The following is a 17,744-nucleotide window of genomic DNA, read 5'->3' as shown; positions in this document are numbered from 1 at the left end:
ACGCTCGTCTTCGCTCAGCACCAGTTCCGCCTTCGGTCGTCCCATCGCCATGCTGACGTCTCCCGTTCCGTTGACGTCAACATGCTACGCGAAGATAGACCAGTTAACAACGGAACAGGACACTAGTCGCATCGTGCATCGACTGAGCGCGCCGCGGCGTGCGGCGCGGCTTGCGCGCCCCGTGGCAGCGCGGCCGGCGTGTTGCGCCGCAACGTCGACCACGTTCCACGCCGGTCATGGAGCGCGTGCAAGCTACAGTCCGCGTTTGCGTGCGCTGCGGGGCGTCTGTACCTGTTTCTTTTCAGGACGAATGCCGATAATGGGATCGTCACCTGACTTTTCGGGAGCCACGTCATGACTGGAAGCGATGCTGCGTCGTCGCCCGATCTCACCCAAGGGATCGCGCTCGACGATCTCGCCGACGGCGCGATGATCGAGGGCCATGTCGGCGACGCGGCGGTGCTGCTCGTGCGCCGCGGCGACGAACTGTTCGCGGTGGGCGCGCAATGCCCGCACTATGGCGGCCCGCTGGCCAAGGGCCTGCTGGTCGGCGACACGATTCGCTGTCCGTGGCATCACGCGGCGTTCTGCCTGCGCACCGGCGAGATGGAGCGCGCGCCGGCGCTCGACGGGCTGCCGTGCTGGCGCGTCGAGCGGCGCGATGGCCGCGCGGTCGTACTCGATGCGCGGCCGGCCGCCGTGCCGCCTGCGTTGAAGACGAGCGGGCTGCCCGCGTCGGTCGTGATCGTCGGCGGCGGCGCCGCTGCGATCGCGGCGGCCGTGACGCTGCGGCAGGAAGGCTATCCGCATGCGATCACGCTGCTGAGCGCCGATGCCGATCCGCCGTACGACCGGCCGAATCTGTCGAAGGATTACCTCGCGGGCACGGCGCAGGCCGACTGGCTGCCGTTGCGCGCGCCGTCGTTCTATACCGACCAGCGCATCGACGTGCGCTGCAACACGCGCGTCGCGCGCATCGATCCGGCGCAACGCGCGGTCGAGCTCGCCGACGGCAGCCGTATCGAGTACGGCGCGCTGCTGCTTGCCACGGGCGCCGAACCGAACCGGCTGAACGTGCCCGGCGCCCATCTGCCGCACGTGTGTACGTTGCGCTCGCGCGCCGATTGCGACGCGCTGATCGCCAGGCTGAAAACGGCGCGCCGCTGCGTGGTGGTCGGCGCGAGCTTCATCGGGCTCGAAGCGGCCGCCGCGTTTCGCACGCGCGGGCTCGACGTGCATGTGGTCGCGCCCGATCCGCATCCGATGGGCCGCGTGCTCGGCGATGCGCTCGGCGACACGATCAAGGCGCTGCACGAAGCGCACGGCGTCGTATTCCATCTCGGCGCGACGCCCGCGCGGATCGGGCCGGACAGCGTGACGCTGTCGAGCGGCGACGTGCTGCCGGCCGACGTCGTACTGGTCGGCATCGGCGTGCATCCGAACGTCGAACTCGCGCAGGACGCCGGGCTCGCCGTCGAACGCGGCGTCACGGTCGACCGCTTCCTGCAGACGAGCGCGCCTGGCATCTACGCGGCCGGCGATATCGCGCGCTGGCCCGATCCGCTGACGGGCGAGCGGATTCGCGTCGAGCACTGGGTCGTCGCCGAGCGGCAGGGCATCGTCGCCGCGCGCAACATGCTCGGCCAGCAGCGGCCGTTCGACGCGGTGCCGTTTTTCTGGAGCCAGCATTACGACGTGACGATCCGCTATGTCGGGCATGCGGCGCAATGGGATCGCGTCGAGATCGACGGCGACCTCGGCGCGCACGACTGCTCGATCGCGTACTGGTGCGGCAACACGCGGCTCGCGGTCGCGACGATCGCCCGCGATCTCGACAACCTGAAGGCCGAAGCAGCGTTCGAGCGGCAGATGGCTTCCGCATGAAAGCAGCATGACGATACACACCGAACCTTGAATGGAGGCGAAATGAACCCCGACGTTCGTGCCCGTTTCGAAACCGAGTTTGCGCCGCGCATCGCGACGCGCCTGCGTGGCCTGTATCAACCCGGCGAAGTGAAGGTCGACGTCGTGCCGCACGACGGGCAGGGCAGCCCGACCTGTGTCGACGTGATCGGCCTCACGTCGACGGTCGGCCTGCCGAACCGGCTGAACGCGCGGCTCGCGTGGCGCGACGACGCGATCGCCGGTCTGCTGGCCGAGCCCGACCACAGCCGCTTCGATCGCTATCTCGCGGCGCTGCCGGTCACGATCGAGCGCTGGCAGATGGAGTTGCCGGTCGATTTCAGCACCCGGACGCAGCGCGATCGCGAGATCCTGATCGGCGACCTCGATTTCGATGCGTGACCTGCATCGTGCGATGCCGGCCGACGCTGCGCGGATGAGCCGAGTGCGGTTACCGGTCGCGCGTCCTGATTATCACGCGCCCCTGGTCGATACCGCCGCGCAGCGCTTCGTCGCATGTCAGCCATTCGGGCGTGACGAGTTCGGGCGCGGGCAGATCGACGGGCGCGCCGTCGCGGAAGATCCGCACCTGCGCAACCCACGCGCCGTTCGCGTTGCGCGTCGCGTCGACGCGAATCTCGTGACCCATGAAAGTGTCGGTGGCTTGCATCGATCGGGGCCCTCCGTCGTGATTGAACGTCGTGCGTGGATCGTATCAGCATGGCGTGCGCCGCGCATCGAAAACGAACCGGCGTGGGCGTTTCACTTGCCACGCGAGACGGGAGCGACCCTGTGGCCTTCGACCTGACCTTTTCCGTCAAGGTGTTCGCGGCGCTGTTCGCGATCATGAACCCGATCGCGAACATCCCGGTGTTCCTGTCGCTGACCGAAGGCGCGGCGGACGGCGTGCGCCGCAAGGTCGCGCTCACGGCCGTGATCGGCGTGACGGTCGGCTGCATCGTGTCGGCCGTCGCGGGCGGCGCGATCCTGCGCGTGTTCGGTTTGACGATCGACGATTTCCGCCTCGCGGGCGGGCTGCTGGTGCTGCTGATCGCGCTGTCGATGCTGCATGGTGCGCCGAGCCGCCAGCATGCGCCGGGCAGCGACGAAGGCGCCGATCCGACGGCCGCCGAAAGCGTCGCGATCTACCCGTTGACGATCCCGTTGCTGGTGGGCCCCGGCACGATCGCGACGATGATCGTGCTCGGGCACGGTGCCGTCGCGACCGGGCAGGAACTCGCGTTCGCGCTCGGGCTCGGCGCGTTTCTCGTGCTGCTGGCCGCGTCGCTGCTGTCGGCGCCGGTGATCGGCCATTACCTGTCGCCGCGCGTGACGGCCGTCACGCAGCGCCTGATGGGGATGATTCTCGCGGCCATCGCGATGCAGATGGTCGTCGCGAGCCTGAAGGCCGCGTTCGGGCTGCCGCACTGAGCACGCCCATCCGATTGCATGGAGTCGCCGATGAACACGCTGATCGTGTTGTCCTATCCCGATCTCGACGCGGCCCGTCGCGCGTTGGCCGAACTCGGCACGTTGCGCGACCGGCACGTCGTCGCGCTGTCGGGTGTCGTGATCGTCGCGTGCTCGACCGACGGACAGTTGCGCACGCACGCAATCGACGCGGGCCGCGTGTCGTCCGGATCGCTGCTCGACAGCGTGGTCGCGCACATCGAATCGTCGCTCGACGCGTGGCGCGAGCGGCCGGTGGACGATGCGCTGACCGATCGCGTCGCGCGCAAGGCGCGCCCCGGCACCGTGTCGCTCGGGCTGGCCGCGACGCAGCTCGACATCGACGCGCTGAGCGCGGCGCTCGCGCCGCTGGGCGGCGACGTGACCGACACGACGCTGTCGATCGACGACGAACTGAAGCTCGTCGAAGCGATCTCGAACGCGCGTGACGTCAACAGCGGCAACAGCGGCAACAGCGGCAACAGCGGCAACAGCGGCAACAGCCCACCGACGGACTGACGCGCAGGCGCGATCCCTCCCCGAAACCGAAGCGCTTCCGCTCCGCGCATCACGGCGCCGCACGCGCTGCACAGGCGCACCCCTTGCTCGATCGGCTCGACGGTCACATTCACCGTTTCCGCTTTCGACAAGGAGGGCCTGACATGAAAGCAGTCGTATTTCACGGCATCGGCGACATTCGCATCGACACGGTGCCCGATCCGGAAGTCTCCGAGGCGACCGACGCGGTCGTGCGCCTGACGGCCAGCGCGATCTGCGGCACCGATCTGCACATGGTGCGCGGCACGCTCGGCGGAATGAAGCCGGGCACGATTCTCGGCCATGAAGGTGTCGGCATCGTCGAGGCGGTCGGGCGCGACGTGCGCAACCTGCGGCGCGGCGATCGCGTGCTGATTCCGTCGACGATCGCGTGCGGCAGTTGCGCGTACTGCCGCGCGGGCTACACCGCGCAGTGCGACGTCGCGAACCCGGGCGGGCCGCGCGCGGGCACCGCGTTCTTCGGCGGGCCGGCCGATACGGGCCCGTTCGACGGGCTGCAGGCCGAATATGCGCGCACGCCGCTTGCGCACGCGAGCCTGATCCGGCTGCCCGATGCGATCGACGACGATCGCGCGATTCTGATGTCGGACATTTTCCCGACCGGCTATTTCGGCGCGCAGCTCGCGGAAGTGAAGCCGGGCGATACGGTCGCCGTGTTCGGCGCGGGGCCGGTCGGCCAGTTCGCGATCGCGAGCGCGAAGCTGATGGGCGCGGGGCGCGTGATCGCGGTCGACCGCATCGCGTCGCGGCTCGAGATGGCATGCGCGCAGGGCGCCGAGATCGTCGATTTTTCCGAGGACGATCCGGTGGACACGATATTGCGGCTGACGGGCGGGATCGGCGTCGATCGCATGATCGACGCGGTGGGCGTCGACGCGATGCGCGCGACGCACGGGCCGGCCGCGGCCGATCGCGACGCCGCGCGCGCGTTCGATGCGGAAGTCGACGCGGTCGCGCCGCACCGCAAGCCGGACGGCCGCAACTGGGTGCCGGGCGACGGGCCGTCGCAGGTGCTGCAATGGGCGGTGCGCGCGGTGGCGAAGGCCGGCACGGTCTCGGTGATCGGCGTGTATCCGCCGGCCGCACGCGTGTTTCCGATCGGCGAGGCGATGAACCGCAACCTCACGATCAAGATGGGCAACTGCAATCACCGGACGGTCACGCCGCCGCTCGTCGAACTCGTGCGCAGCGGTGCGTTCGACCCGCTGTCGGTGCTCACGCGCAGCGAGCCGCTGACGAACGCGATCGATGCGTATCGCGCGTTCGACGTGCGCGAGCCGGGCTGGATGAAGGTGAAGCTGACGCCGTGACGACAGGAACCGAAACGATGCAAACCGAAACCGGGAGCACTGCTATGAACGATCAGTACGACAACTGCATGGCCGCGTGCGACGCCTGCGCGCACGCATGCGACACCTGTGCGGCCGCCTGCCTCGCGGAGCGCGACGTGCACGCGTTGGCCACGTGCATCGCGCTCGACATCGAATGCGCGCAGCTGTGCCGCTTCGCGTCGGGCGCGATGGCGCGCCGCAGCGGGCTCGCCCCGCGCATTTGCGCGCTGTGCGCGCACGCGTGCGATCTGTGTGCGGCCGAGTGTTCGCGGCATGCGCACGAGCATTGCCGCCGCTGTGCGCTCGCATGCGAGGCGTGCGCGGCGATGTGCCGCGCGATGGCCTGAGCGTGAACAGGCGCTACGGCGTGCCCTGAACCTCGCGCGCGACGCGCTGCAGCAGCGCGTCGAGGACGGCCATCTCGACGGGCTTCACGAGATGGTCGTCGAAGCCCGCGCTTTCGGTACGCTCGAGATCGGATGCGCGCGCATGGCCGGACAGCGCGACGCATGTCGTGTCGCGCAGCGCGTCGATCGCGCGCAGTTCGCGCAGCAGCGTGAAGCCGTCGACGTCCGGCATCGTCAGGTCGAGAATCATCAGGTGCGGTGCATAGTCGCGGGCGAGCGCGAGCGCTTCGTTCCCGTTGTATGCGACGCGCGGCGCGTGCCCTTTCAGTTGCAGCAGCACCGCGAGCGTGTCGGCCGAGTCGCGGTTGTCGTCGACGACGACGATGCGCAGCGGCTCGACGGCCGGCTGCGCGGGCGCGGCAGGCCCGGGCGCGGCGGCGTGCCCGCCGCGGGCCACCTGCGCGATCGGCAGCCATACCGTGAACGTCGCGCCGTGGCCGGGGCCGTCGCTCTCCGCGACGATCCGCCCGCCGTGCAGTTCGACGAACGACCGGCAGATCGCGAGACCGAGCCCGAAACCGCCGGACGGGGAGCGGCCCGTCGCGCCTTCCTGTTCGAATAGATCGAAAATCGTTTCGAGCGCGCCGGCGGCGATGCCCACGCCGTGATCGACGATGCGGATCGCGACCGACGGCCCTTCGATACGCGCGACGACGTCGATCCGGCCGCCGTGCGGCGAGAATTTCGACGCGTTGTCGAGCAGGTTGTGCAACACCTGGACGAGCCGTGCGTCGTCGCCGTGCAGCACCACGGAATCGTCCGGCAGGTCGACGCGAATCCACTGTCCGCGCGCGGCCAGTTTCGGCTGGACGCTCTCGACGCCGCGGCACACGATGTCCCGCACGGTGGTGGGGCGATCGTCGAGTTCGACCTTGCCGGCCGTGATGCGCCCGACGTCGAGCAGATCGTCGACGAGCCGCGTCAGTTGCCCGACCTGGCGGTGTACGGCATCGCGACACTGCGCGAGCATGGGCGGCGGATCGGGCAGGCTCTGCAGCACGCCGACCGAATTGCGCAGCGGCGCGAGATGATTGCGCAGCTCGTGCGCGAGCATCGCGATGAACACGCTGAGCCGGTGCGTCGACGCTTCGAGCTCCTCGAGCCGCTTGCGCTCGGTCATGTCGCGCGTGATCTTGATGAAGCCGCACAGCGCATGCGTCGCGTCGTACACCGGCGTGATCGTCACGCTCGCCCAGAACTGCGTGCCGTCCTTGCGCACGCGCCAGCCTTCGTCCTCGAAGTGGCCCTGCGCGGCGGCCCGCGCGAGCCCGTGCGCCGGCCGGCCCGCCGCGACCGCGTCGGCCGGGTAGAAACGCGAGAAATGGTGGCCGACGATCTCGGCGGCACGGTAGCCCTTGATGCGCTCAGCACCGGCGTTCCAGGTCGCGACGTTGCCGTGCGGGTCGAGCATGAACACCGCGTAGTCGGTGATCGACTCCACCACGGTCTGGAACCGGAATTCGGCGAAGCGATGCAGCAGGTCCCGCGCGCCGGGCGAGCTGGCGGGCGGTGGATGCGGGTGAAGATCGGCGTCGTCTTTCTTCATCGGGGCAGCAGGTCGGAAACGCGGTGGGCCGCACGCCGCCCGACCGCCGCCGGGCAAGCCCGTGGCGGCCATACGGTCGATTGGCACCTCCGAAAGAATAAAGGAACTCGATTCAGCTGATCAATGGGTGCGCATCGGCCGTGCCGTGCAGCGTGCCGGCGACGACGGGGCGCCAGCGGCCGGCGCGGCATGCCGATTGCACGACCGGGGCAGTACGCCTGCCGGGCGGCGGCCGTCCGGCCGATCGCCCGGCGGCGAGCCAGGCAAGGAGGCCGACATGAACAGCACGCTGAATCCCGACAACGAACCGGCCGGCCCGGACGACGACAACGCCAGCCGCGGCCGCGACGGCCGCGCGCTCGGCCCGAGCGACTCGTCCGACAGCGGCAGCGACACGGCGGGCGCGCGGCGCCATCCGTTCGACGTCGATTCGCCGCTGGACGACCACGCGCTCGAACGCGGCGACGCGTCGCTCGACACCGACACGGACCGCGCGGGCACCGGCGAGCGCGCGTCGGCGGACGGCGACTCGACGCTCGCGGAAGGCGCCGACATCGAACCGGACCGCACCGAGCGGTTGAGCGAGCCCGGCCGCATCGACGAATCGGACGACCCGGACGACGTGCCGTGACGGCCGGCGCGCAAAAACTGCAATCGCGTTGCAGATTGGGGCGCATGACGGTGCCCCCGCGCTGCGACGCGCAACCATCGCGGTCCGGCAACCACGCCGGCACGCGATTTGCGTCGCCCCGACCGACGCGTGCGGCGACGCGGCTTGGCGCCGTGCGCGGCGCAGGCGATCAAGGAGAGACACGATGCAACGACGATATCCCGGACGGTACGGCGAGCGTGGCGGCCCGCCCGACTGGCATGCGCGCGACGAGCGCGCGTACCGGGGCGCTGGCGAGCGCGGCATCCCGGACGATCCGGCACGATGGCCGGAAGAGGACGACGAATCGGCTTACCGCCGCTTCGCGAGCGAGGACGTGGGCCCGGAAGACTGGGGCAGCGAATGGACCGAGCGCGCGGCGCGGCCGGCCGAGCAGCGGCGCGGCGCGGCCGACGCGGACCGGCAGGGCGGCGCGCGCCCGCCGGCGCGGGACGCCGAGCGCGGCTACGGCCAACCGGGCCGCCGCGTGGAGGGCCGTGAAGGCCGTTATGGCGGCGAGCGCCCGGAATGGCGCGACCAGCACCGGATGAGCGGGTACGGCGGCGAGCGCGATGGCGGCGACCCGCGCTACGGCGGCGCCCCCGATCTGTCGCGTTTCGGCGGGGATGCCGAACGCGATGCGCTGCGCCGTCGCCGCGGGCCGAAAGGCTACACGCGCTCGGACGAGCGGATTCGCGAGGACGTATGCGAGCGGCTCGCGCATGCGCTGGAGATCGACGTGAGCGACGTCACCGTGCAGGTGACCGACGGTCGCGTCGAGCTGGACGGCACGGTGCCGGTACGCTGGATGAAGCACGGCATCGAGGATCTGGCCGACGGCTGCCTCGGCGTGCGCGACGTCGAGAATCGCGTGCGCGTGCGCCGCGACGGCGAACACGATACGGGCATGGTGCTGCATCCGCACCAGCGGACCGTCACGCCCACGCAGCCCGCCGCGCGTGATCCCGAGCCCGGCACCGTCGTCGGCGGCCGGGAGCGCGAACCGCGCCACTGACTGCCCGTGCGTGAAACGGCGCGCCCCCGACCGCGAGCAATGCCTGCATGACGACCGGAATCGACGAGACGCCAATCAAGGACCGTGATGCGGCCGCGGGCCGCGAGCGCCGGCAGCGCCGGGACGAGCGTGGCCTGAGGCTCAGGATCGCCGTCGAACTCTGGCGCGCGATCTGGCGTTACCGTGCGCGCGTGGTGGCGGCGGTCGTCCTGCTGGTGCTCGCGAAAGCGGCGGCCGTCTCGGTGCCGCTGCTGCTCAAGGACATCGTGGACGGTTTCGGCCGCGCGGCCGCCCAGCCCGTCGCGTGGCCGGTGCTGCTGCTGTTCGCCTACGCGGTGGTGCGCTTCGCGTCGAACGCGCTGAACGAAGTGCGCGACATGACGTTCGTGCAGGTCACGCAGCATACGGTCGCGTCGTTTACCGTGCGCACGTTCGGCCACCTGCACCGGCTCGGCGCGCGCTTTCATGCGCGGCGCGAGACGGGCGCCGTCGTGCGCGATCTCGAGAAAGGCACGGCCGGCATCGGTTACCTGCTCGGCGTCGCGGTGTTTACGGTCGTGCCGACGGCCATCGAGATCGGCTCGGTGCTCGTGATCGTGATCAGCAAGTACGGCGGCGGCTTCACCGCGATCATTTTCGTCACGTTCGCCGTCTATGCCGCGTATACGGTCGTATTCACGCGCCGCCGCATGCGTTACCAGCGGCGCGTGAATGCGCTGGAAGCCGAGTCGAATTCGCGCGTGGTCGACAGCCTGCTGAACGTCGACACGGTCAAGTACTTCGCGCGCGAGGACGTCGAGCGCGACCGGCTCGACCGCGTGCTCGACGCGTGGCGCGAAGCCGGCGTGGACAACCAGTACGCGCTGTCGACGCTGCATATCGGGCAGAGCGCGTGCATCGGCGCGGGGATCGCGGCCGTGATGCTGCTCGCGGGCCAGCAGGTCGCGCGCGGTGCGCTGACGGTCGGCGATCTCGTGCTGATCAACGCGTACATCATCCAGATCAGCCTGCCGCTGAATGCGCTCGGCTTCGTGTTCCGCGAGGCGAACGACGCGATGACGAACATCGAGCGGCTGTTCGGGCTGCTCGACGCGCGCGGCAAGCCGGGCGAGGACGGCGATGCGCCCGGCGCGCAGCCGCTCGTGGTGCGCGGCGGCGCGATCGAGTTCGAGCACGTCGATTTCGGCTATGAGCCGAGCCGGCAGATCCTGTCCGACGTGTCGTTCCGCATCGAGCCCGGGCAGACGGTCGCCGTGGTCGGCGGCAGCGGCTCGGGCAAATCGACGCTCGCGCGGCTGCTGTTCCGGCTGTATCAGCCCGATGCGGGCACGATCCGCATCGACGGCCAGGACTTGCGGCTCGTCACCGAGCGCAGCCTGCGCGATGCGCTCGGCATCGTCCCGCAGGACACCATCCTGTTCAACGACACGCTCGCGTACAACATCGCGTACGGCAAGCGCGACGCGACCCGCGGCGAAGTGATCGCGGCCGCGCGCGGCGCGCAGCTCGACGCGTTCATCGAGCGGCTGCCCGATGCGTACGACACGCGCGTCGGCGAGCGCGGCGTGCGGCTGTCGGGCGGCGAGCGGCAGCGGGTCGCGATCGCGCGCGCGTTGCTGAAGGCGCCGCCGATCGTCGTGTTCGACGAGGCGACGTCGGCGCTCGACACGCGCTCGGAGCGCGCGATCCAGCAGGAGCTGATGCGCGTCGCGCGGCATCGCACGAGCCTCATCATCGCGCACCGGCTGTCGACGATCGTCGATGCCGATCGCATCCTCGTGATGGAGCACGGCCGGCTCGTCGAGCACGGCACCCACGACGAACTGCTCGAAAGCGGCGGCGTGTATGCGCAGATGTGGTCGCTGCAGGCGAAGCAGCGCGAGCTCGAACGCACGGAGGCGAAGTTCGCGCGGCAGCCGGTGCGCATCAATCCGCTCGTGTCGCAGGTGCTCGATTCGCTGGCGGAGGCGGCCGCGCAGCGCGGCGTGCCGGTGTTCCGCCATCTGTCGGACGAGGATCTCGTCGTCGAGGCCGATCCGGCCGCGCTGCGGCGCTTCGTGTGGGAACTGTGCCGCGGTGCGGTCGACGCGAGCCGCGGCGGGCAACTCGAGGTGCGCACGGGGCGCCACGATCCGGAAGCGCGGATCACGATCGCATGCGCGGGCGTCGACGCAACCGAGCTGTCGCTGATCGATCTCGAACGATTGCAGGACGCGATCGAGGACGCCGGCGGCTACGTCGTGCGCGAACGCGACGACGTCGGCGTGAAGCTGCACCTGTCGCTGCCGATCTGCGCGGTGGCGCCGGCGTCGATACAACCCGGCGACGCCGTGCCGCGTGCGGGCGCCGGTGCGCCGGGCTCGGCGAAGCCGCTCGACGGCCTGCGCATCGCGTGCGTGGACGACCACGACGAGGCGCGCGACGCGCTCGGCGCGCTGCTGAAGGTGGCCGGCGCCGACGTGCGCGCGTATGCGTCGGGCCAGGCGTTGCTGGACGACCTGTGGCGCGCGCGCCGCGCCGACTGGCCGGCGCTGCTCGTCTGCGACATCGACCTCGGCGACGACGAGGAGGACGGCTACACGGTGATGTCGCGCGTGCGCCAGCTCGACGCCGCACGCGATCGCGACGGCCGCGCGCCGCTGGAGGCGCTGGCCCTGTCCGGCCATGCGCGCGATCACGACCGCGCGCGCGCGGTCGAAGCCGGTTTCCACGCGTACCTGACCAAGCCCGCGGTAGCGGCCGACCTGATCGCGGCGTTGCGTGCGCTCGCGTTTTCCTCCGGAGAAATCCATGCCGAACCTTCTGAATCCGACGACACCCGAAGCCCCGAACGCGGCGCGTCGCGGCGGTAGTGCGTTCGCCGACCGCCAGGCCGCGGTGGCGGCCGTCGAGCTGCTGTTGCCGACCTTGTCCGCCGCGCTGCAAAGCGATTTCGTCGGCGACAGCGGCTGCCTGCACATCGTGATCATGGACCCGGCGCTCGGGCCGCGCGACGCGGCGTTCGAGGACGCGATCCTGTATGAGTTTTCGCTGCCCGACCCGAAGGACTGGGACGCCGACTACCGCGCCTACGCGCGCGCCAAGGCGCGGCTGTCGTGGGAAACGGGCCGCGACGGGCATGTCGTGCAGGCGCTGGAGCCGTACCGGCTGCGCGCGGGCGACACGAACCTGTGGGGCGGCGTCGCGCTCGGCGGCATCGTGGTGGGCGTGTCGGGCGCGCAGCCGTGGTTCGACGAGGCGTTTGCGGGCTGCATCGCGCACTGCCTGCGCGCGCTCGCGAAGCACCGCGCGCAGGCGACGCCCGACGGGCTCGCGATCTGAGGGGGCCGCCCCGGTGGGGCCGCCCAGATCGGGCCGCCCACGCGCGGGCGCCCGGACCCGTTTTTACAGCCGGTTATAAAAAAGCCAGCGCGCGCATGCAGTAGCCCGATGTGGCGCATGCGTGCGCAGGCCGGCACGGTTTTCGCTGTACCTCATGCACGGACGGTTGTCGCGACAAGTGTCGCCGTCAGCCGGATTGTTTTCCGACATCGACAGGAGGTGCAGGTGAACGCGACTCACGATCCAGCCAGACCGCCGCTCGCCGGCCGGACCGCACTCGTGACCGGGGGCGGCCGCGGCCTCGGCGAAGCCATTTGCGAGGAGTTGGCGCGGCACGGCGCGCATGTGGTCGTCGCCGATCTCGACGGCGACCGCGCGGCGGCCGTCGCGCAGCGGCTCGAACGGCACGGCGGGCAGGCGGTGGGCCGGCCGCTCGACGTGCGCGACGAGGCATCGGTGCTGCAGGTGATGCACGATGCGCGCGAGTCGCTTGGCGATCTCGACGTGATCGTGAACAACGCGGCGATCGACGTGACCGCGCCGATCGACGACGTGAGCGTCGACGCATGGCAGCAGGTGCTGATGACGAACCTGTTCGGTCCGTACCTGATGTGCCATGCGGCCGTGCCGATGATGAAGGCGCGCGGCAACGGGCACATCGTCAACATCGCGTCGACCGCGTCGAAGCGGGCATGGCCGAACGCGTCCGCGTATCACGCGACGAAGTGGGGGCTGCTCGGGCTGTCGCACGCGCTGCATGCCGAACTGCGGCCGAGCGGCGTGTGCGTGTCGGCGATCGTCGCGGGCGGGATGCGCACGCCGTTCCTGCTCGATCGCTTTCCGGACATCGACGAGGACACGCTGCAGCCGCCCGAGCACGTCGCGGCCGCCGTGCGCTTCGTGCTGACGCAGCCGCCGGGCACCGTGGTGCCGGAGCTGATGGTGCTGCCGATGAAGGAGACGTCATGGCCCTGAAGCGCGAACGGCGGCTGCCCGGCGCGGTGCTGCTCGACAAGGACGGCACGCTGCTCGACGACGTGCCGTACAACGTCGATCCCGCGCGCATGCGTCTCGCGCCGGGCGCGGCGCGCGCGCTGCGCACGCTCGGCGCGACCGGCATGCCGCTGGCGGTCGTGTCGAACCAGTCGGGTGTCGCGCTCGGCCGCTTTACCGAAAACGAGCTTGGCGCGGTCCGCCAGCGTCTCGCCGAACTGTTCGAAGCGAACGGCGCGACGCTGGCGGATTTTTTTTACTGCCCGCATCACCCGCAGGGCAGCGTGCCGCGCTATAGCTTCGAGTGCATCTGCCGCAAGCCGCGCCCGGGCATGCTGCGCCGCGCGCTGGCCGCGCTCGGCGCCGTGCCGGACTGGAGCTGGATGATCGGCGACATTCTCGACGACGTCGAAGCCGGCCGCACCGCGCGCTGCGGCACGATCCTCGTCGACCGCGGCCACGAGACGGAATGGCGTGTCGACGCGGCGCGCACACCGCACCACGTCGTCGATCGCGTCGACCTGGCCGCCGAGATCGTCGTGCGCGAAGCCGTGCGCCGGCACGGCGCGTGGGTGCGGCAATGAACACGGCCTGGAGTCGCGCCCGCCGCATCCTGTGCGTGCGGCTCGACAGCATCGGCGACGTACTGATGACCACGCCCGCGCTGCGTGCGCTGAAGGAAAGCGGCAGCGACCGCCGGCTGACGCTGCTGACGTCACGCACGGGCGCCGCGCTCGCCAGGCATCTGCCGATGGTCGACGACGTGTGGAGCTACGACGCGCCGTGGGTCAAGCATCCCGACGTGCGCGGCGATCCGGTGGCCGATCTCGACATGATCGACCGGCTGCTCGCCGGCCGCTTCGACGCCGCCGTGATCTTCACCGTGTACAGCCAGAACCCGTTGCCCGCCGCGATGATGTGCTGGCTCGCCGGTATTCCGCTGCGGCTCGCGCATTGCCGCGAAAACCCCTACGAATTGCTGACCGACCGCGTGCCGGAAACCGAGCCGGAATCGCACGTGCGCCACGAGGTCGCGCGCCAGCTCGCGCTGGTGCGCGCCGTCGGCGCGAAGACGTCGGACTGGCGGATGGCGTTCGCGCCCGGCGACGCGGCGCGGCATGCGGTGCACGCGCGTTTGCAGGCCGCGTTGCAGCGCGTCGGCGGCGCGCGCGAGCCGGATGCCGGGCGCGCGCGCTGGCTGGTCGTCCATCCGGGCGCGAGCGCGGCGTCGCGGCGCTGGCCGGCCGAGCGGTTCGGTGAAGCGGCGGCCGCCGTCGCGCCGCTGTTCGACGGCATCGCGGTGACGGGCAGCGCGGACGAACGCGCGCTGGTCGACACGGTGTGCGAACGGGCGGGGCCGCGCGCCGTGCCGCTCGCCGGCGCGTTGCCGCTCGGCGAACTGGGCGCGCTGATCGAGACGGCCGACCTGCTGCTGTCGAACAACAGCGGCCCCGTGCATCTCGCGGCCGCGCTCGGCACGCCGGTGGTCGACCTGTACGCGCTGACCAACCCGCAGCACACGCCGTGGCGTGTGCCGCACCGTGTGCTGAACGTCGATGTGCCGTGCCGCAACTGCTACCGCAGCGTGTGCGACCAGCCCGGCCATCCGTGCCTGCGCGGCGTGAGCGTCGACGACGTGGTCGCGGCCGTGCATGCGCTGCTGCGCGGCAGCGCGCGCCATGCGCAACGCGCGGCCGCGCGGGCTGCCGTGCACGGCGAAGAGCCGGCCGAGGCGCACGCATCGAACGTGATTCCGTTCGCGCACGTCATCACGAGGAACTGACGCATGCCAGACCCGATCCATACGCTCGGCATCAACGCCGCCTTCCACGACAGCGCCGCGTGCATCGTGCGCGACGGCGTCGTGATCGCGGCGGCCGAGGACGAACGCTTCACGCACGTGAAGCACGCGAAGCGCCCGGTGCCGTTCTCGACCTGGGAGCTGCCTTTCCACGCGATCGACTATTGCCTCGCGGAAGCCGGCATCACGCTCGCGGATGTCGACCACGTCGCGTATTCGTACGACCCGTGGTTCGAACTCGATCGCGAAGGCACGGCGCCGGCGCTGACCCTGCCGCTGTCGCCGTCCGCGCATGCGCCGCGCGAGGACGGCGCGTCGCCGTGGCATCCGCTGTTCCTGTCGTCGATCGTCAACGCGCCGCGCCAGCTCGCGGGCGGCGCGCCGCATCATCTGCAGCGGCGTTTTCGCGGCGTCACGCACGACGGGCCGTTCCGCTGGCATTTCATCGAGCACCATCTCGCGCACGAGGCGAGCGCGTTTCTCGCGGCGCCGTTCGACCGTTGCGCGGTGATGACGATGGACGGGCGCGGCGAGCGCGCGACGACGAGCTACGGCGTGTTCGACGGCCGCTCGTACCGGCGGCTCGGGCAGGTGAACCTGCCGCATTCGCTCGGGCTGCTGTACGAGCGCGTGACGCGCTATCTCGGCTTCCTGCACTCGTCCGACGAATACAAGGTGATGGCGCTCGCGTCGTACGGCAAGCCGGTGTTCGCCGACGAGATGCGCAAGCTCGTGCAGTATCGCGGCGAAGGGTGCTATGAAGTGGTCGACGCGGACCTGGCCGCGCTGTTCGGTGCGCCGCGCGAGCGCGGCGGCCCGATCGAGCCGCATCACTGCGACATCGCGCATGCGCTGCAACTGGTGCTCGAGGAGACGACGCTGCGGGCGGTCGACTGGCTGGCCGCCGAGACGGGCGAGCGGCAGCTCGCGATGGCGGGCGGCGTCGCGCTGAACTGCGTGATGAACGCGCGGATCCGCGATCGCGGCCCGTTCGACGACGTGTGGGTGCAGCCGGCCGCCGGCGACGCGGGCACGGCGCTCGGCGCCGCGCTGTGGACCGACTTCCGGATGCGCGGCGCGCGCGGCGACTGGCGCATGGATCACGCGTATCTCGGCCCGGCCTACGACGACGACGCGATCGAGGCGTTCCTGAAGGAGGCGCAGTTGCCGTACCGGCGGCTCGCCGACGTCGCCGCGCAGACGGCCGCGCTGCTCGCGGCAAACCGCGTGATCGGCTGGTTCCAGGGGCGCATGGAGTTCGGCCCGCGCGCGCTCGGCGCACGGTCGATCCTCGCGTCGCCGATCGACCCGGACATGCAGCGCAAGCTGAATCGGATCAAGGATCGCGAGGATTTCCGGCCGGTCGCGCCGGTCGTGCTCGAGGATCGCGCGCATCACTGGTTCAGCGGCGGCCGGCGCACGCCGCTGCGCGCGCCGTTCATGCTGTTCGTGTACGACGTCCTGCCCGAGCGCGCCGACAAGATTCCGGCGGTGCGCCACATCGACGGCACCGCGCGCGTGCAGACCGTCGATGAAACCCAGCATCCGCTGCTGCATGCACTGCTGACCGAGTTCGACGCGCTCACCGGCGTGCCGGTGCTCGTCAACACGTCGTTCAACACGCGCGGAGAACCGATCGTGTGCTCGCCGCGCGATGCGATCGAATGCTTCTGGACCTCGCCGCTCGATGCGCTCGTGATCGGCCCGTTCCTGCTGGAGAAGCCGAGATGAACATGCGCGACACGCACGTGGCGCCGGTCGTGTCGGTCGTCGTGCCGACCTACCGGCGGCCCGATCTGCTCGAACGCTGCCTCGATGCGCTGTGCGTGCAGGCGTTCGATCCGGCCACCTACGAGATCGTCGTGGTCGACGACGATCCGGCCGGCAGCGCGCGCGCCGTGGTCGATGCGTGCCGCGCGCGCGTGACCGACGTGCCGGCGATCCGCTACATGACGGCGCCCGACACGCAGGGGCCGGCCGGCGCGCGCAACGTCGGGTGGCGCAGTGCGGACGGCGCGCTGATCGCGTTCACCGACGACGACACGATTCCCGATCCGGCCTGGCTGCGCAACGGCGCGGCCGCGCTGCTGGCCGCGCCGTCGGCGGCGGCCGCGGCCGGCCGGATCGACGTGCCGTTGCGGCCGTGCCCGACCGACTACGAACGCGACGCAGCGGGGCTCGCCCATGCGGAATTCGCGACCGCGAACTGCTTCGTGCGGCGCGCGGCGCTCGAACGCGTCGGCGGCTTCGACGAACGCTTCACGCGCGCGTGGCGCGAGGACGCCGACCTGATGTTCGCGCTGCGCGAGCACGCGGGGCCGATCGTCGAGGCCGATGCCGCGCGCATCGTGCATCCGGTGCGTCCCGCCCGCTGGGGATCGAGCATCGGCGCGCAGTCGAAGGTGTATTTCGATGCGCTGCTGTACAAGAAGCATCGCGCGACCTACCGGCGCCATATCCGGCCCGTGCCGCCGTGGCATTACTACGCGGCCGTGCTCGCCGCGCTCGGCGCGCTCGGCTGTTTCGCGGCCGGCTGGCCGGCGCCGGCCATCGTGTGCGCGGCGGTGTGGGCCGCGATTACCGCCGGGTTCTGCGCGAAGCGATTGCGCGGCACGCAGCTCACGCCGTCGCATGTGGCCGAGATGATCGTCACCTCCATCGCGATTCCGCCCGTGTCGCTGTACTGGCGCATGCGCGGCGCGCTTCACTTCCGTGTGCTTTTCCTTTGACGTCCTCCTACCTTTCCTTCCCGCCATCCATGGCGGGGTTTCC

General features: G+C 70.7%; 17 protein-coding genes. 15 read left to right on the top strand and 2 right to left on the bottom strand.

All coding sequences use genetic code 11. The annotated features are described in order from the left end of the window. Nucleotides 1–354 precede the first annotated feature (354 nt). On the top strand, nt 355–1,884 hold the full coding sequence (locus LGN10_RS30595) for an FAD-dependent oxidoreductase (RefSeq protein ID WP_226226017.1): 1,530 nt from the start codon (nt 355–357) through the stop codon (nt 1,882–1,884). 42 nt (nt 1,885–1,926) lie between these two features. Next, nucleotides 1,927–2,304 (top strand): DUF5594 family protein, encoded by a 378-nt coding sequence (locus LGN10_RS30590; RefSeq protein ID WP_059574984.1) that lies wholly within the window; start codon nt 1,927–1,929, stop codon nt 2,302–2,304. Between the two features lie 49 nt (nt 2,305–2,353). Here LGN10_RS30590 and LGN10_RS30585 read toward each other — a convergent pair whose 3' ends face one another. After that, complete coding sequence (locus LGN10_RS30585; RefSeq protein WP_006481288.1) at nt 2,354–2,572, bottom strand: DUF6566 family protein; 219 nt, start codon at nt 2,570–2,572, stop codon at nt 2,354–2,356. A 122-nt stretch (nt 2,573–2,694) separates the two neighbouring features. Between LGN10_RS30585 and LGN10_RS30580 the strand changes: the two genes are divergently transcribed. From LGN10_RS30580 to LGN10_RS30565, 4 genes are all read left to right on the top strand, one after another. Further along, a complete protein-coding gene (locus LGN10_RS30580) occupies nt 2,695–3,333 on the top strand; it encodes a MarC family protein (RefSeq protein ID WP_226226016.1) in 639 nt (212 codons plus the stop codon). 30 nt (nt 3,334–3,363) lie between these two features. After that, nucleotides 3,364–3,870, top strand: coding sequence for a hypothetical protein (locus LGN10_RS30575; protein WP_226226014.1), 507 nt, complete (start codon nt 3,364–3,366; stop codon nt 3,868–3,870). Between the two features lie 143 nt (nt 3,871–4,013). Then, a complete protein-coding gene (locus tag LGN10_RS30570) occupies nt 4,014–5,219 on the top strand; it encodes a zinc-dependent alcohol dehydrogenase (RefSeq protein WP_226226013.1) in 1,206 nt (401 codons plus the stop codon). 44 nt (nt 5,220–5,263) lie between these two features. Then, the gene (locus tag LGN10_RS30565) at nt 5,264–5,587 is read left to right on the top strand and encodes a four-helix bundle copper-binding protein (RefSeq protein WP_185716505.1); all 324 of its coding nucleotides are present in this window, start codon (nt 5,264–5,266) and stop codon (nt 5,585–5,587) included. Between the two features lie 13 nt (nt 5,588–5,600). On the opposite strand, the gene LGN10_RS30560 is transcribed toward LGN10_RS30565, so the two are convergent. After that, entirely contained in the window at nt 5,601–7,193 is a 1,593-nt protein-coding gene (locus tag LGN10_RS30560; RefSeq protein WP_226226011.1) for an ATP-binding protein, read from the bottom strand. Nucleotides 7,194–7,470: 277 nt separating this feature from the next. Between LGN10_RS30560 and LGN10_RS30555 the strand changes: the two genes are divergently transcribed. The 9 genes from LGN10_RS30555 (at nt 7,471) to LGN10_RS30515 (ending at nt 17,701) form a co-directional block, all read left to right on the top strand. Continuing rightward, on the top strand, nt 7,471–7,824 hold the full coding sequence (locus tag LGN10_RS30555) for a hypothetical protein (RefSeq protein ID WP_059574996.1): 354 nt from the start codon (nt 7,471–7,473) through the stop codon (nt 7,822–7,824). Nucleotides 7,825–8,008: 184 nt separating this feature from the next. Next, complete coding sequence (locus tag LGN10_RS30550; RefSeq protein WP_226226009.1) at nt 8,009–8,857, top strand: BON domain-containing protein; 849 nt, start codon at nt 8,009–8,011, stop codon at nt 8,855–8,857. Nucleotides 8,858–8,904: 47 nt separating this feature from the next. After that, nucleotides 8,905–11,709, top strand: a complete 2,805-nt coding sequence (locus LGN10_RS30545; protein WP_226226007.1) for an ABC transporter transmembrane domain-containing protein — start codon at nt 8,905–8,907, stop codon at nt 11,707–11,709. Then, nucleotides 11,648–12,178, top strand: coding sequence for a hypothetical protein (locus LGN10_RS30540; RefSeq protein ID WP_060310449.1), 531 nt, complete (start codon nt 11,648–11,650; stop codon nt 12,176–12,178). The genes LGN10_RS30545 and LGN10_RS30540 overlap by 62 nt, the downstream gene beginning before the upstream one ends. A 225-nt stretch (nt 12,179–12,403) precedes the next feature. After that, a complete protein-coding gene (locus LGN10_RS30535) occupies nt 12,404–13,153 on the top strand; it encodes an SDR family oxidoreductase (protein WP_060967507.1) in 750 nt (249 codons plus the stop codon). Further along, nucleotides 13,144–13,755, top strand: a complete 612-nt coding sequence (locus LGN10_RS30530; protein WP_226226005.1) for a D-glycero-alpha-D-manno-heptose-1,7-bisphosphate 7-phosphatase — start codon at nt 13,144–13,146, stop codon at nt 13,753–13,755. Before LGN10_RS30535 ends, LGN10_RS30530 begins: the two co-directional genes overlap by 10 nt. Next, nucleotides 13,752–14,954, top strand: a complete 1,203-nt coding sequence (locus tag LGN10_RS30525) for a glycosyltransferase family 9 protein (protein WP_226226004.1) — start codon at nt 13,752–13,754, stop codon at nt 14,952–14,954. The genes LGN10_RS30530 and LGN10_RS30525 overlap by 4 nt, the downstream gene beginning before the upstream one ends. A 3-nt stretch (nt 14,955–14,957) precedes the next feature. Next, nucleotides 14,958–16,703, top strand: a complete 1,746-nt coding sequence (locus LGN10_RS30520; protein WP_226226003.1) for a carbamoyltransferase — start codon at nt 14,958–14,960, stop codon at nt 16,701–16,703. Continuing rightward, nucleotides 16,700–17,701, top strand: coding sequence for a glycosyltransferase family 2 protein (locus LGN10_RS30515; RefSeq protein ID WP_059575004.1), 1,002 nt, complete (start codon nt 16,700–16,702; stop codon nt 17,699–17,701). Before LGN10_RS30520 ends, LGN10_RS30515 begins: the two co-directional genes overlap by 4 nt. The last annotated feature ends 43 nt before the right edge of the window (nt 17,702–17,744 follow it).

It is taken from the genome of Burkholderia sp. AU32262, assembly GCF_020419985.1.
In the GTDB taxonomy this organism is placed as follows: Bacteria; Pseudomonadota; Gammaproteobacteria; order Burkholderiales; family Burkholderiaceae; genus Burkholderia; species Burkholderia semiarida.
This window is presented reverse-complemented; position numbering and strand designations above follow the sequence as displayed.

Excerpts from the sequence above, each read along its gene's own strand:
- LGN10_RS30595 (WP_226226017.1), top strand. The coding sequence starts at position 355 with ATGACTGGAAGCGATGCTGCGTCGTCGCCCGATCTCACCCAAGGGATC.
- LGN10_RS30590 (WP_059574984.1), top strand. The coding sequence starts at position 1,927 with ATGAACCCCGACGTTCGTGCCCGTTTCGAAACCGAGTTTGCGCCGCGC.
- LGN10_RS30585 (WP_006481288.1), bottom strand. The coding sequence starts at position 2,572 with ATGCAAGCCACCGACACTTTCATGGGTCACGAGATTCGCGTCGACGCG.
- LGN10_RS30575 (WP_226226014.1), top strand. The coding sequence starts at position 3,364 with ATGAACACGCTGATCGTGTTGTCCTATCCCGATCTCGACGCGGCCCGT.
- LGN10_RS30570 (WP_226226013.1), top strand. The coding sequence starts at position 4,014 with ATGAAAGCAGTCGTATTTCACGGCATCGGCGACATTCGCATCGACACG.
- LGN10_RS30565 (WP_185716505.1), top strand. The coding sequence starts at position 5,264 with ATGAACGATCAGTACGACAACTGCATGGCCGCGTGCGACGCCTGCGCG.
- LGN10_RS30560 (WP_226226011.1), bottom strand. The coding sequence starts at position 7,193 with ATGAAGAAAGACGACGCCGATCTTCACCCGCATCCACCGCCCGCCAGC.
- LGN10_RS30555 (WP_059574996.1), top strand. The coding sequence starts at position 7,471 with ATGAACAGCACGCTGAATCCCGACAACGAACCGGCCGGCCCGGACGAC.
- LGN10_RS30550 (WP_226226009.1), top strand. The coding sequence starts at position 8,009 with ATGCAACGACGATATCCCGGACGGTACGGCGAGCGTGGCGGCCCGCCC.
- LGN10_RS30545 (WP_226226007.1), top strand. The coding sequence starts at position 8,905 with ATGACGACCGGAATCGACGAGACGCCAATCAAGGACCGTGATGCGGCC.
- LGN10_RS30540 (WP_060310449.1), top strand. The coding sequence starts at position 11,648 with ATGCCGAACCTTCTGAATCCGACGACACCCGAAGCCCCGAACGCGGCG.
- LGN10_RS30530 (WP_226226005.1), top strand. The coding sequence starts at position 13,144 with ATGGCCCTGAAGCGCGAACGGCGGCTGCCCGGCGCGGTGCTGCTCGAC.
- LGN10_RS30525 (WP_226226004.1), top strand. The coding sequence starts at position 13,752 with ATGAACACGGCCTGGAGTCGCGCCCGCCGCATCCTGTGCGTGCGGCTC.
- LGN10_RS30520 (WP_226226003.1), top strand. The coding sequence starts at position 14,958 with ATGCCAGACCCGATCCATACGCTCGGCATCAACGCCGCCTTCCACGAC.
- LGN10_RS30515 (WP_059575004.1), top strand. The coding sequence starts at position 16,700 with ATGAACATGCGCGACACGCACGTGGCGCCGGTCGTGTCGGTCGTCGTG.